The sequence below is a fragment of the Bradyrhizobium sp. CB1015 genome, assembly GCF_025200925.1.
GTDB lineage: Bacteria > Pseudomonadota > Alphaproteobacteria > Rhizobiales > Xanthobacteraceae > Bradyrhizobium.
The window spans coordinates 8,358,853-8,373,086 of the sequence record NZ_CP104174.1; the positions used below are offsets into that span (position 1 = coordinate 8,358,853).

The following is a 14,234-nucleotide window of genomic DNA, read 5'->3' on the forward strand; positions in this document are numbered from 1 at the left end:
TGGGACGCGTTGCGTCCCATGCCTCGCACCTCAGGATGACGGATCGACAGAATTGCCGGGCTACGCACTCATTCCCAAAAATCCGCGTGGCCCTGCGGATCGACCAGGCGGTTGATCCGCAAGGCCGCGGCCATCGCGAACCGCACCGTCATCTGCTTGCGCGTGGCGGCAGCGAGCTTGTGCTCGGGCGCCTCGCAATGCAGGTGCGCGCCGTAGGCGTCGGCGATGATCAGGCCGGTGTCTTCAGGGAAGATCTCGCACGGCAGATCCTGCGTGAAGGCGAAGAACAGCCGGTCGCAATGGGCGCGGTATTCGTGCCATTTCTGGTCGGCGCGCAGGTCCTCCACCGACGACTTGATCTCGACGATCCAGATCTCGCCGCGCTCGTTCAGCGCGACGAGATCGGCGCGCCGGCCCGACGGTAGCGGCAATTCGCTGATGCAGGAGAAGCCGAGCGAGCGCAGCAGCCGCGCAGTGCCGCGCGCGACGGCCAGCGCCGTCTCCGACTGGCGGCGATCCGGCGGCGGCACGAGGGTGATGCGGGCGGTGTTGTCCATGGCCGGGAGGATAGCCGATTCCATCCCGCCCGTCATTCCGGGGCGCGCGCAGCGCGAGCTATGATGCGCAATTGCGCATCTGAGAATCCATAACCACAGGGAGGTGGAGCAAAGGCGGTAACTCCGAGTCGTCGCAAAACTGCTGCCTGTGGGGATGGGTCCCGGGCTCGCGCTTTGCGCACCCCGGGACGACTACGAGTGTGACGTGAGAGGCGCGGAACCGCCCTCGCTCTTAACACTTATCACGCAGCCGCCCACCCGGGCGGAACCACCGAGCGGCTCGCGCATGATCGACGATCTCTGGTACAAGAACGGCGTGATCTATTGCCTGTCCGTCGGCTCCTACATGGACGCCAACGGCGACGGCGTCGGCGATTTCAAGGGGCTGTTACGGCGACTGGATTATCTGCACGGGCTTGGCATCACCACGATCTGGCTGATGCCGTTCCAGACCTCGCCGGGCCGCGACGACGGCTACGACGTCGCCGATTATTACAGCGTCGATCCTCGCTACGGCACGCTCGGCGATTTCGTCGAGTTCACCCATGGCTGCAAGCAGCGCGGCATCCGCGTCATCATCGACCTCGTCGTCAACCACACCTCGGACCAGCACCACTGGTTCAAGGCGGCGCGGCGCGACAAGAGCTCGTCCTATCGCGACTGGTACGTCTGGTCGGACAAGAAGCCTCCCGGTGCCAACAAAGGCATGGTGTTTCCCGGCGTGCAGAAATCGACCTGGACGCGCGACAAGGAATCCGGCGCGTATTACTTCCATCGCTTCTACGATTTCCAGCCCGACCTCAACACCTCGAACCCGCATGTGCAGGCCGAGATCCTGAAGATCATGGGGTTCTGGATCCAGCTCGGCGTCTCCGGCTTCCGCATGGACGCGGTGCCGTTCGTGATCGCGACCAAGGGCGCGAAGGTGAAGAAGCCGGTCGAGCAGTACGACATGCTGCGCGCCTTCCGCGAATTCCTGCAATGGCGGCAGGGCGACGCCATCATCCTCGCCGAAGCCAATGTGCTGCCGAAGACGGACATGGAATATTTCGGCCGCGACGCCGACCGCATGCACATGATGTTCAACTTCCAGGTCAACCAGCACCTGTTCTATGCGCTGGCATCCGCCGATTCGCGTCCGCTGGCCAAGGCGCTGAAAGCGACAAAACCGCGGCCGGCGACGGCGCAATGGGGCCTGTTCCTGCGCAATCACGACGAGCTCGATCTGGGGCGTCTGACCAAGTCACAGCGCGACACGGTGTTCAAAGCGTTCGGACCCGACAAGGACATGCAGCTCTACGACCGCGGCATCCGCCGGCGGCTCGCGCCGATGCTGGGCGGCGACCGCAGGCGGCTCGAGCTCGCCTATAGCCTGATGTGCACGTTGCCGGGGACGCCCGTGATCCGCTACGGCGACGAGATCGCGATGGGCGACGATCTCTCGTTGCCCGAGCGCAATTGCGCGCGCACGCCGATGCAATGGTCGACCGAGCCGCATGGCGGCTTCACCAAGAGCGACAAGCCCGCCTGCCAGGTCATCGACGAGGGCCCTTACGGCTTTCCGCACGTCAATGTCGCAAAACAGCGGCGCGATCCGAACTCCATGCTGAACTGGACCGAGCGCATCATCCGCATGCGGAAGGAGGTGCCGGAGGTCGGCTGGGGCGATTTTACGGTCATTCCCGTGCGCGATCCCGCGGTGTTCATCATGCGCTACGATTGGCGCAACAATTCGGTGCTGTTCGTGCACAATCTCGACGAGAAGCCGCGCGAGATCGCGTTCTCAGTGGGGCTATCAGGCGAGGCCGGCGCGCACCTGATCAATCTGCTCGCGGAGGACCACAGCCACGCCGACAAGCGCGGCCAGCATCGCGTCGTGCTGGAGCCCTATGGCTACCGCTGGTACCGCGTCGGCGGGCTGGATTATCTGTTGAAGCGGAGCGATATCGACGAGGCCGTGGGCGGGAAGAAGAAGCATCCGGGGTGACGTAGCCGCGCACCGCCGTGGCCACAATCTCCGCTGTCGACCCGGACAAGCGCGCCTCAGGCGCGCGTAGATCCGGGACCCATATCCACTGGATGAAATATGGGGCGAGATGGTAACTTCGAGTCTTCGCAAGACTGCTTCCTGTGGGCATGGGTCCCGGATCGGCGCGCGCTTAGGGCGCGCTTGTCCGCGACGACAGTTTACGACGACGCCACCACCACGCCCTCGTTGCCGCGCAGGTCCAGCACGCCTTCGATCTCCTCACCTTCGCGATCCAGGAAGGTCGACAGCAAGATGCTGCTGCCGAAACGGATCGCGCTGGTGGTCACCGCGACCGGATCGGGGCCGAGATTGAGCGCCACGATCACGGCCTTGCCGCCGGCCTCGCGGCGGTAGATCAGGAGATCGCCTTGCGCGGCGATCGGATGATAATCGCCTGCGACCAGCGGGGGACAGCTCTTCCGCAAGCCGATCAGGCGCTTGTAGAGACTGAGGATGGAGCGTGGATCGGCTTCGAGATTGGCGACATTCTCGCGGATGTGGTCCTCCGGCAGCGGCAGCCACGGCCTTGCTTGCGAAAAACCGGCGAAGTTCGAGGAATCCCATTGCATCGGCGTGCGGCAGCCGTCGCGGCCGACACCGATGCCGGGCACGTTCTTCTCGAAGGGATCGCGCACGTCCTCCAGCGCAATCGCGAGCTGGTGCATGCCGATCTCGTCGCCGTAGTAAAGCGTCGGCGTGCCGCGCAGCGTCAGCAGCAGCATGGCGGCGACGCGGGCCTGCTCGGGCCCGACGCGGCTCGCGACGCGCGGGCGATCGTGATTGCCGAGCACCCAGTTCGGCCAGGCACCGCGCGGCAGCGCCTTTTCGTAATCCTCGATGATCTTCTCGATCGAGCGGGCGCTCCAGAAAGTCGAGAGCAGCGCGAAATTGAACGGCATCTGCGCGCCGGTGAGATCGTTGCCGTAATAGGCCATGAGCCGGTGCAGCGGCAGATAGATCTCGCCGATCAAGACGCGCGCGTCATAGGAATCGGTGACACGCCGCATCTCGGCGATGACATCGTGCACCTCCGGCTGGTCGGTGGAATATTGCGTCAGGATCCTCTCGTTCGGCGGACGGCCCTCGACATAATGCGGGTTGGGCGGGTTGTCGCGGAATTCGGCGTCCTTGATCAGGTGCCAGATCACGTCGACGCGAAAGCCGTCGACGCCCTTCTCCAGCCAGAACCGCATCACGTCGTAGATCGCGGCGCGGACGTCCGGATTGCGCCAGTTGAGATCCGGCTGCTGGGGGAGGAAGGCGTGGTAGTAATATTGGCCGGTGGTCTCGTCGAAAGCCCACGCGCTGCCGCCGAACTCGGACAGCCAATTGTTCGGCACGCCGCCGCCCGGCGCCGGATCGCGCCAGATGTACCAATCGCGCTTGGGATTGTCGCGCGAGGACCGGCTCAGGGCGAACCAGGGGTGCTGATCGGAAGTGTGGTTCGGCACGAGGTCGAGGATCAGCTTCAGGCCATTGTCATGGGCGGCCGCGAGCAATGCGTCGAAATCCGCCATCGTGCCGAACAGCGGCTCGATGCCGACATAATCCGAGATGTCGTAGCCGAAATCCGCCATCGGCGAGGGAAAGATCGGCGACAGCCAGATCGCGTCGACGCCGAGCGATTTGACGTAAGGCAGTCGCCGCAGGATGCCGGCGAGATCGCCGACGCCGTCGCCGTCCGAGTCCTGAAACGAGCGCGGATAGATCTGATAGAAGATGCCGTCGCGCCACCAATTCTCGTTGTCGTGAGCCATGCCGAAGACCACCCAAATCTGCCGCCTTGCGCGGGAGAACGCGACAGCAACGCCCCGGTTCAAATTGGCAGGCCAATTGGGACGGCCGTGTGACGGCTGTTCCGCGGCAGTGGGGCCGAATCTTTTGCTTGGCGGCCCGGCAAAAATCGGCATTGTGAGGCCATGACCGAGCAAAACGACACCAAAGCCAAGGCGGGCGCGATCATCGTTCCCGTGACGCTGTTCGAGCAGAACTGCACCATCATCTGGGACGAGCCTTCCAAGAAGGCCGTGGTGATCGATCCCGGCGGCGACGTGCCGAAGATCCTGGAAGCGATCAAGAGAAGCGGCGTCACCGTGGAGAAGATCTGGCTGACCCACGGCCATATCGATCACGTCGGCGGCGCGGCCGAGCTGCGCGATGCGCTGAAGGTGCCGATCGAGGGGCCGCATGTCGCGGACAAGTTCCTGCTCGACAACGTAGTGGCGAGCGGCGCGCGCTTCGGCATGACCGGCGGGCGTGATTTCACGCCCGACCGCTGGCTCGAGGAAGGCGACAGCGTGTCGATCGGCGGCTTGCAGTTCGACATCCTGCATTGTCCGGGTCATTCGCCCGGCAGCGTGGTGTTCTTCAACGGGGATCTGCGGTTTGCCCATGTCGGCGACGTCCTGTTCGCCGGCTCGGTCGGACGCACCGACCTGCCCGGCGGCAGTCACGCCACGCTGATCGACTCGATTCTGACGAAACTGCTGCCGCTCGGCGACGATGTCGGCTTCATCTGCGGCCACGGCGCCGGCTCGAGCATCGGCCAGGAGCGGATGACCAATCCGTTCATCACCGGCGAGATGTAGGCATCGGCAAACTCCATTGTCATCCCGGACAAGCGCAAGCGCAGATCCGGATCCATAACCACTGAGATGTGGTTACGGGGACTCGGAGTTACCTCTTCGTGCCCAACTTTGTCGTGTGGCTATGGGTTCCCGGATCGGCGCGCGCTTGGGGCGCGCCTGTCCGGGACGACAGTTGGGCTTGAGGCTTACTTCATCAGCCCCGCGGCCGTGAGCGCGCGCGTGATGATCTGGCCGAGGTCGAAGCCGCGCGCCTTCTCGCGCTGCGGCTCGGCCGGCTCTGCGGCGACCGCGGTGCGGATCGAGCGGGCGAGATGCGGCGCAGGCGAGAGCGCCGGTTTCGCCGCAGGCTTCGTGGCAGACTTCGTTGCGGACTTGGCGTCCGCCGTCTTCGTCGCGGCGTCCGCAATCCAGCCGGTGAGGCCGAAGAACTTGGCGATGTGGTAGGACGAGGAGATGCCGGCCTCGATCAGGAAGGCGCCTTCGATGCCGTAGCGCTGCTCGTTGTCGGCCAGCCCAAGCGGCGTGCCGTGCGCCATGTCGGTGATGGCATAGGACTCGACCAGCGTCTCGCCGTCCCTGTCCCACCAGGCCTGGCGCGGATAGCCGTCGACATTGGTCTCCGCCATCGGCACTTCGGGCAGACCGTGCAGGTCGAGCCACTGCTTGACGATCTCGTTGGCATTGCCGGGATTGACGGTGCGGTCGGCGCTGCCGTGCCATACCGAGACCCTCGGCCAGGGCCCGCGATGATCGGAGGCGCTGCGCACGAGATCGCCGAGCTCGCCCGCGGGACGCGCCGGGGAATGAAACATGCCGTCGAGCGCCTCGCGCAAGTTCGAGGCGATGCCGTAAGGCAGCCCGGCAATGATCGCGCCGGCGGTGAAGACTTCCGGATAGGTCGCGAGCATCACCGAGGTCATGCCGCCGCCGGCCGACAGGCCGGTAATGAAGACGCGCCTGGGATCGATGCGATGCGCCTTCACCATGTGCGCGATCATCTCGCGGATCGAACGCGGCTCGCCGCTGTCCCGCGCGGTGTCCTCCGGATTGAACCAGTTGAAGCAGGTGTTGGCATTGTTGATGCGCTGCTGCTCGGGCATCAAGAGCGCAAAGCCGTAATGCTGAGCGAGCGTCGACCAGCCCGCGCCGAGATCGTAAGCGGCCGCCGTCTGCCCGCAGCCATGCAGCACGACGACGAGCGCGCGCGGCCGCTGCAATTGCGCCGGCACGAACGCGAACATGCGCAAGGCGCCGGGATTGTCGCCGAAGCCAGTGACCTCCTGCAGCGGGCTGAATCCATCTGCACCGCGGCCGGGCTCGGCGAAGCGCAGTCCGTCCAGCCGGGGCAGACGTCTCAACAGATCGATATTTCTGGCTAACGACACGGCAATTTCCTGGTGGGCGACGTTCAACGTCCAGCCCAACCAGATAGTTGCTGCGTTGCAAAATAAAAAGACCGTGCGCTGTCAATCCAGGTGAAATTCGCGGGAAATCCGCAGGATTCCGCACGTATTAACCGCGACGTGTCGATCTCGCGCCGATCCGCGACGCATCCGCGCCGGAAATGCGGCGCCGATCATGACGAATGTCACAAACGGCACGAGCGAGGCGAGAAATCCTGCGCGCGCTGATTGTGAAGCTGGCCGGCTCGAAGGCGAATGGCCGGACCGGCCCAATCGCGTTGCCGCCTCATTCTGATTCAGATCGCGCGATCTCGCGATGAAGCGCGAAGCGGGAGAGGAATACGCGACGTCTCGCTCGCTGCCACGCATGCCTGCATTCCACCGCGCGGGACATCGCGTGATTGCGTTCGTGCCGTCAGGCACGTAGCCTGACACGACCAACAAACAGAAAATTCAGCCGGAGAGAACGCCATGGCGCGCCTGAAGTTCGGAGCCTTCCTTGCCCCGCATCACCCGATCGGGGAGCATCCGATGCTGCAGTTCCGGCGCGACCTCGACCTGGTCGAGCAGCTCGATGCGCTCGGCTATGACGAGTTCTGGTGCGGCGAGCATCATTCCTCGGGCTGGGAGATGATCGCCTCGCCCGAGATGTTCCTGGCCGCCGCCGGCGAGCGCACCAAGCGGATCAAGCTCGGCACCGGCGTGGTGTCGCTGCCCTATCACCATCCCTTCAACGTCGCCCAGCGCATGGTGCAGCTCGATCACATGACCGGCGGCCGCGCCATTTTCGGCTCCGGTCCCGGCGCGCTCGCCTCCGATGCACACACGCTCGGCATCGATCCGATGACGCAGCGCGATCGGCAGGACGAGGCGATCGGCATCATCCGCCGTCTCTTCAACGGCGAGCGCGTCACCGCCAAGAGCGACTGGTTCACGATGAACGACGCCGCGCTGCAGATCCTGCCGTTGCAGGAGGAGATGCCGTTCGTCGTGGCCTCGCAGATCTCGCCCTCCGGCATGACGCTGGCCGGCAAATACGGCATCGGCATCATCTCGCTGGGCTCGATGACGACGCAGGGCCTGATGTCGCTGCAGCAGCAATGGCAGTTCGCCGAAGATGCCGCCAAGAAGCATGGTACCAAGGTCGACCGCGCCGACTGGCGCGTGCTGCTGACCTGGCACATCGCGGAGACGCGTGAACAAGCCCGCCGCGAGGCTGGCGCGGGGCTGATGCGCTGGCACAACGAATATAATGTCGGCACTCTGCAGCGGCCGGGCCTCACCGCGTTCTCATCGCCCGACGAGGCCGTCGACAAGACCGCCTTCGTCGAGGGGGCCGCGTCCACCATCGGCACGCCAGACGATCTCGTCAAAACCATCAAGAACGTGATGCAGGTCTCCGGCGGCGTCGGCGCCATCATCGGCTTCGTGCACGACTGGGCCAATCCGGAAAACACGCGGCGGAGCTGGGACATGGTGGCACGCTACGTCGTGCCCGAGATCAACGGCTATATCGACGGTCTTCGCAAGTCGCAAAAATTCGTGATCGAGAACCGTGCGATCTTCGAGCGTGCCGGTCAGGCCGTGATGGCCAAGATCATGGAGAACGAGAAGGCCGCCGAGGCGCTGAAGGTCACCGGCCCCGGCCGCGTCGCCATTCCCGCCGTCAACGCGCCGGATCTGCAGAAGGAAGCGGCGAAACGGTAGGGCACGAACCCATCGTTGTCTCGGCCTCGGCCGGGACAACGATGGATGAGTGACGATTTTGTGCGGAAGACGACCGCAGCTCATCGTGCCCGGATCGTGCTATGCTCGCGGGGTCAGCCAGTCGGAGCAATCGTCATGTCGATGCAGAATGTGGCCGCCCCTGCGCTTCCGTTCACTCCGCCGCGGCGCAACGAGCTGACCCACATTCCCGGTGACGAAGGCTGGCCGATCATCGGCAAGACCTTTCAGGTGCTCGCCGATCCCAAGGGCCATATCGAGGCGAACGGCGCCAAGTACGGCCTGGTCTACCGCACGCATTTTTTCGGCGAGACCAATGTCGTGCTGCTCGGGCCCGAGGCCAACGAGCTCGTGCTGTTCGACCAGCAGAAGCTGTTCTCCTCGACCCATGGCTGGGACAAGGTGCTGGGGCTGTTGTTTCCGCGCGGATTGATGCTGCTGGATTTCGAGGAGCATCGCCTGCATCGCAAGGCGCTCTCGGTCGCGTTCAAGTCCGGGCCGATGAAGTCTTATCTCGGCGATCTCGACCGCGGCATTTCCGCGCGCGTCGCGCAATGGAAGGCGAAGCCGGGAGAGATGCAGCTTTATCCGGCGATGAAGCAGCTCACGCTCGATCTCGCCGCGGCCTCGTTCCTCGGCGCCGATATCGGGCCCGAGGTCGACGAGATCAACCGCGCCTTCATCGACATGGTGGCCGCCGCCGTCACCCCGATCCGCCGCCCCCTGCCCGGCACCCAGATGGCGCGAGGGGTGAAGGGGCGCAAGCGCATCATCGCCTATTTCCGCGAGCAGATTCCGCTGCGGCGCGGCAATCACGGCGGCGACGATCTGTTCTCGCAGCTCTGCCGCGCCACCCATGAGGACGGCGCGCTGCTGTCGGACCAGGACATCATCGACCATATGAGCTTCCTGATGATGGCCGCGCACGACACGCTGACCTCGTCGCTGACCTCCTTCATCGGTGAGCTCGCGGCCCATCCGGACTGGCAGGACCGCTTGCGCGCGGAGGTGCTCGCGCTCGGCCTCGGCTCCGGCGCGCCGACCAGCTTCGACGATCTGGAAAAGATGCCGCTGACCGAGATGGCGTTCAAGGAAGCGCTGCGGCTCAAGCCGCCGGTGCCGTCGATGCCGCGCCGCGCGATGCGCGATTTCAGCTTCAAGGGTTTTGCGATCCCCGCCGGCACGGCGGTCGGCATCAACCCGCTTTATACGCATCACATGAAGGAGATCTGGCCGGAGCCGGACCGTTTCGATCCGCTGCGTTTCACCGAGGACGCGCAGCGCGGCCGCCACCGCTTCGCCTTCGTGCCGTTCGGCGGCGGCGCGCATATGTGCCTCGGCCTGCACTTCGCCTACATGCAGGCGAAATGTTTCGCGCGGCACTTCCTGGAGAACATCGAGGTGTCGCTCGCACCAGGCTACAAGCCGGACTGGCAGATGTGGCCGATCCCGAAGCCGCGGGATGGGCTCAGGGTGCGGGTGAAGGCGGTTTGAGCCTCTCGTGCCCCGGACGCGCGAAGCGCGAGCCGGGACCCAGAATCTTGCGACACGTTCAGCTTGGAGAGATGGGCCCCGGCTCTGCAGCGCACCGCTGAAGGAGCGCTGCGCTGCGTCCGGGGCACGAGGGCGCCGCTTACGCCCCCTGGTCGAACGCCTTGCGCAAGGCCACATAGCCCTGCTGCTGCTGGCTCCAATTGCGGCCGCCGGTCATGGCGCCGTCGACGACCAGGTCGTGGCCGTTGACGAAGCTGGATTCGTCGCTGGCCAGGAACACTGCAGCATGGGCAATGTCGTCGGGGAGGCCGGCACGCGGAATCGGCTGCGCGGTCTTGTAGACCTCGCGCATCACCGCCGGCGTCCTCTCGGCGGCATCGGTCGAGAGCCCCAGCGCCTTGCCGAAGATGCCGGTCGCAATCGCGCCGGGCGAGATCGAATTGACGCGGACGTTGGATTCGCCGAGCTCCATCGCCACGCATTTGGTGAGGTGGATCACCGCCGCCTTGGCCGCGCTATAGACCATCGACGACGAGAAACCGGCGAGGCGGCCGGCAATGCTGCCATTGTTGATGATGCTGCCCCCGCTCTGCTTCTTCATGTAGGGCGCGGCGTGCTTCATGCCGAGCATGACGCTGCGCACCAGCGTCGCCATCGCCGCATCGAACCGCTCGACCTCGAGGCCCTCGATGCCGCCGGTCTGTGCCGGCCCGCCCGCATTGTTGAACAGGCAATCGATCCTGCCGAACTTGTCGACGGCGAGCGCGATCAGCGCCTGCATCTGCGCTTCGACGGTGACGTCGGTCTGACGGAAGATGCAATTCGCCCCGAGCTGCTTCGCGAGCGCCTCGCCTTCCGGTACGCGCCGGCCCGCGATCACAATTTTGGCACCTTCGGCAACGAAGACTTCCGCAGTGCGCAATCCGATGCCGCTCGTCGCCCCCGTGATCACCGCAACCTTGCCGTCCAGCCTGCCCATGGAATGTTCCTGTTTTCGAGTGATTTGATGCCAAATGGCGAATGCCGGCCGCCGCCGTCGCCGCAGCGGTCACTATTCCCGCCCGCTTCCGACAAGGCAAGCTATGCTTGCACGGGCGGCATGCGTAACATCCTCACCGGCCGCTCGATCGTCGAACGCCTATCGCAACCGGGCAGCGCATGAGGAAGCTGATCGACGAGTTCCGCAAGGGCTGGCAGGGTGCGGCGCCGCCTTCGCTCGGTCTGAGCATCGGCTTTGCGGTGGTCTGCCTGTTGGGTGCAACCCTGGTCCGCTGGGGCCTCGCTCAGGTTCGTCCCGACATCTATTTCACGCCCTACTTCCCGGCGGTGTTCTTTGCTGCGGCCCTGGGCGGCTTCCGGATCGGCATCGTGACGGCGCTCGTCGGCGGCGTGCTCGGCGTCGTTCTCAATTTCGGCGATGCTTTTGCCGATCGCGCGCGGTTTGCCCTGCTGGCGCTTTACTGGGCCGTGTGCGCGATGACCATCTGGGGTGTCGAGCATTATCGCACCTTGCTGACCGAGCAACGCCGGATTTCCAAACGCCTGATCGAGGAAGAAGATTATCGCAAGCTGCTGGTCGAGGAGCTCCAGCATCGGCTGAAGAACAAGCTGTCGACGGTGCATGCCGTGCTGCACCAGGTACTGCACGACCAGCCGCAGGTCTGGGCCCGGGTCGATCCGCGGCTGCGCTCGCTGGCCGCAACCGACGATTTGATCTCGCGGATCGACAGGGCCGGCTGCGACATTCGTGACCTCCTGATCTCGGAGCTCGGGCCTTACGGCCATGTCCGCTTCACGCTTAACGGCGAGCGGCTGTTCCTGCCGCCGAAGCTCGCGGTCACACTGTCATTGATGTTTCACGAGCTTGCCACCAATGCGGGCAAGTACGGCGCATTCTCCGCGCCGCGCGGCCTGTTGCAGGTGTCATGGACCATCATCGACGACCGCCTGACCATCACATGGGACGAAACCGAAGGACCGAGCGTGGACAAGGTGTCTGAGCCCGGCTTCGGCACCAAGCTCTTGAAATCGGCGCTGACGGCGTTCGACGGCAAGACCGAGATCTCGTACCTGAAAACCGGTCTGCATTGCATCATGCAGTGTCGCATTCCACGAAGCGACGAGCGTTAAGGCTCAACTAGCGCAACGTGGAAGGTGCGCTCCCTCCCCCGCATTTGAAAGCTTTTCTCTGCGGCCATCCTTCAAGACGCCCGCCTAAGGCGGGCTCCTCAGGATGAGGACGGAGTGCGCGGCGGCAGTTTCAACGAGCACTGATGTCGATGAGCCTCATCCTGAGGAGGCGCGTTAGCGCCGTCTCGAAGGACGAGGCGTGTGCGCAGGCTGACGTCGCGGTCATCACCGTCCGCGCGTGCTTTCGCATGCGTCGTTGACGCTCTGTTAATGACAATTTTCTGCGCGCGTCGGATCGTCGCAAGTTTTCTCCAAAACACCCCCGTATTTCTCCCGACCCCTTAACCAAACTTAAGAGGGAACCGCGCAAGATCGCGCCCATTGCAAAGGCGCGCTGAAACAACAAGATTCATGGCTTCTATGAACGACAATCGATATTCCGGCGCGACTGAAGCCGAGCTCGGTTTTCTCAAGGAAATCGTTAGAATGCTGCCGGCCGGCCTCACCGTGCAGGACGCGCACGGCGAGCTTCTGCTGGTCAACGATGCCGCCGCCGCGCAGCTCGGCATGGATGGCAGCCGTCCTTCACCCGATCTGACGCCGCGCCGCGAAGCCTGCCGGCAGGCACTGAGCGCCGGCCAGCCGGTCGTGACCGAGGAAGCGCTTCACGTCGGCGCCGCGCGAAAGGTGCTGCTCACGACCCATCGCCCCGTTCGTCTCGACGGACGCGAGCTCCTGATCTCGGCGTCCTCCGACATCACCGAGCAGAAGAATTTCGAGGACCAGCTGTTCCGCTCGGCCTATTTCGACGAGCTGACCGGGCTGCCCTCGCGGCGCGTGATCGAGCATCGCGCCAACGCCCTGCTCGCGCGTGACTATGGCGGCGAACGCTTTGCGCTGGCCTTTCTCGACGTCGACAATTTCAAGCACATCAACGACTATTACGGTCACGCCGTGGGCGACGCGCTGCTGGTCGAGCTGTCGAAACGGCTCGGACGCGACTTACGCGATTCCGACATGCTCTCGCGCATCTCCGGCGACGAATTCCTGCTGCTGCTGTCACCGATCCAGAGCCAGGAGGAAGTCGCCGAATTCATGCAATCGACGCTGGAGCGGCTGACCGCGCCGTTCTTCATCGACCATTCGGAAGTGTTCGCCTCGACCTCGGTCGGCATCAGCCTCTATCCCGACCACGGAGGCAGCTTCGAGACGCTGCGGCAGAACGCGGACATCGCGATGTACCGCATCAAGAACAACGGCAAGGGACTGGCCGCCTTCTTCGATGCCAGCATGGAGCGCGAGGCGCAGGCGCGGATGAAGGTCGAGCAGTCGCTGCGGCTCGCGATCCTGGAAAAGCGATTCTGCTGCGCCTTCCAGCCCAAGGTCGACATCCGCACGCAGGCTGTGAAGGGCATCGAGGCCTTGGTGCGCCTGCGTGACGACGAAGGCGTGATCCAGGCGCCCGGCTCATTCATCAATCTTGCCGGCGAGCTCGGCCTGATCGACGAGCTGACCCATCTCGTGCTCGCGGAGATCGTCAAGTCGATCGACCTGATCAACGACACGTTCGGCCCGGAAGCGACCATCAGCATCAACGTCGCCGCCAAGCAGGCCTGCAATCCCGAGTTCATGCGCAGCTTTGCGCAGGCGCTGGAAGAGACCGGCTTTCCGCAGCGGTTCATGATCGAGGTGACGGAAGATGCCTTCGTCGCAAAGAATCATTTCCAGGGCGAGATTCTGCCCATGTTCCGCAAGCTCGGCGTCGGCATCTCCATCGACGATTTCGGCACCGGCTATTCCTCGCTCTCGGCGCTGGCCGACATCACCGCCGACGAGATCAAGATCGACCGCTCCTTCATCACCGACATCCATAAGCGCCCGCGCAGCCAGGGCATCCTGCGCGCGATCGAATCCCTGAGCGAGGCGCTCGGCATGACGGTGATCGCCGAAGGCCTCGAATCCTACGAGGAGCTGGCCTATCTGCAGGCCGCCACCAAGATCCGCTACGCGCAGGGCTATTACTTCTCCCGGCCGATCTTCCTGGAGGAGCTGAAGCTCGCAACGCCCTCCTCGAGCGAGGCGCGGGTCAGCGTGGCAAGCCGCCCGGCGCAGCAGAACCGCCAGGGCTATTCACGGGCAAGCGGCTATCGGCGCTAGGGGTGCGTTCCTCGACCACCCAACGAACTCCTTATTCCGTCATCCTGAGGTGCGAATGGCGCGACGCAACGCATCGCGCCGGGAGCCTCGAAGGATGTACGGCCGAGCTGGCAGCCGGGCCGTCGCCCTTCGAGGGCCGCTGAAGAAGCGG

The 14,234-nt window shown here is 64.4% G+C and carries 10 protein-coding genes; 6 read left to right on the forward strand and 4 right to left on the reverse strand.

From position 1 onward, the window contains the following. Positions 1-68 precede the first annotated feature (68 nt). The gene (locus N2604_RS39120) at positions 69-557 is read right to left on the reverse strand and encodes an MmcB family DNA repair protein (protein WP_100236250.1); all 489 of its coding nucleotides are present in this window, start codon (positions 555-557) and stop codon (positions 69-71) included. Positions 558-843: 286 nt separating this feature from the next. Here N2604_RS39120 and N2604_RS39125 point away from each other — a divergent pair, with 286 nt between their 5' ends. After that, positions 844-2,544, forward strand: coding sequence for an alpha-amylase family protein (locus N2604_RS39125; RefSeq protein WP_260373221.1), 1,701 nt, complete (start codon positions 844-846; stop codon positions 2,542-2,544). Between the two features lie 200 nt (positions 2,545-2,744). Here the strand turns inward: N2604_RS39125 and N2604_RS39130 are convergent, their stop codons facing one another. Next, complete coding sequence (locus N2604_RS39130; protein WP_260373222.1) at positions 2,745-4,343, reverse strand: alpha-amylase family glycosyl hydrolase; 1,599 nt, start codon at positions 4,341-4,343, stop codon at positions 2,745-2,747. Between the two features lie 162 nt (positions 4,344-4,505). Here N2604_RS39130 and N2604_RS39135 point away from each other — a divergent pair, with 162 nt between their 5' ends. Then, a complete protein-coding gene (locus tag N2604_RS39135; RefSeq protein ID WP_260373223.1) occupies positions 4,506-5,174 on the forward strand; it encodes an MBL fold metallo-hydrolase in 669 nt (222 codons plus the stop codon). A 185-nt stretch (positions 5,175-5,359) separates the two neighbouring features. On the opposite strand, the gene N2604_RS39140 is transcribed toward N2604_RS39135, so the two are convergent. After that, complete coding sequence (locus tag N2604_RS39140) at positions 5,360-6,559, reverse strand: PHB depolymerase family esterase (protein ID WP_260373224.1); 1,200 nt, start codon at positions 6,557-6,559, stop codon at positions 5,360-5,362. A gap of 489 nt (positions 6,560-7,048) precedes the next feature. Between N2604_RS39140 and N2604_RS39145 the strand changes: the two genes are divergently transcribed. Together N2604_RS39145 and N2604_RS39150 are read left to right on the forward strand one after the other, a co-directional pair. Next, complete coding sequence (locus N2604_RS39145; protein WP_260373225.1) at positions 7,049-8,284, forward strand: LLM class flavin-dependent oxidoreductase; 1,236 nt, start codon at positions 7,049-7,051, stop codon at positions 8,282-8,284. Positions 8,285-8,419: 135 nt separating this feature from the next. Next, the gene (locus N2604_RS39150) at positions 8,420-9,796 is read left to right on the forward strand and encodes a cytochrome P450 (RefSeq protein WP_260373226.1); all 1,377 of its coding nucleotides are present in this window, start codon (positions 8,420-8,422) and stop codon (positions 9,794-9,796) included. Positions 9,797-9,935: 139 nt separating this feature from the next. Here the strand turns inward: N2604_RS39150 and N2604_RS39155 are convergent, their stop codons facing one another. Further along, on the reverse strand, positions 9,936-10,775 hold the full coding sequence (locus tag N2604_RS39155) for an SDR family NAD(P)-dependent oxidoreductase (RefSeq protein WP_260373227.1): 840 nt from the start codon (positions 10,773-10,775) through the stop codon (positions 9,936-9,938). Between the two features lie 179 nt (positions 10,776-10,954). On the opposite strand from N2604_RS39155, the gene N2604_RS39160 reads away from it, so the two are divergent. Together N2604_RS39160 and N2604_RS39165 are read left to right on the forward strand one after the other, a co-directional pair. Beyond that, entirely contained in the window at positions 10,955-11,926 is a 972-nt protein-coding gene (locus N2604_RS39160; RefSeq protein ID WP_260373228.1) for a sensor histidine kinase, read from the forward strand. Positions 11,927-12,346: 420 nt separating this feature from the next. Next, a complete protein-coding gene (locus N2604_RS39165; RefSeq protein WP_260373229.1) occupies positions 12,347-14,083 on the forward strand; it encodes a bifunctional diguanylate cyclase/phosphodiesterase in 1,737 nt (578 codons plus the stop codon). The last annotated feature ends 151 nt before the right edge of the window (positions 14,084-14,234 follow it).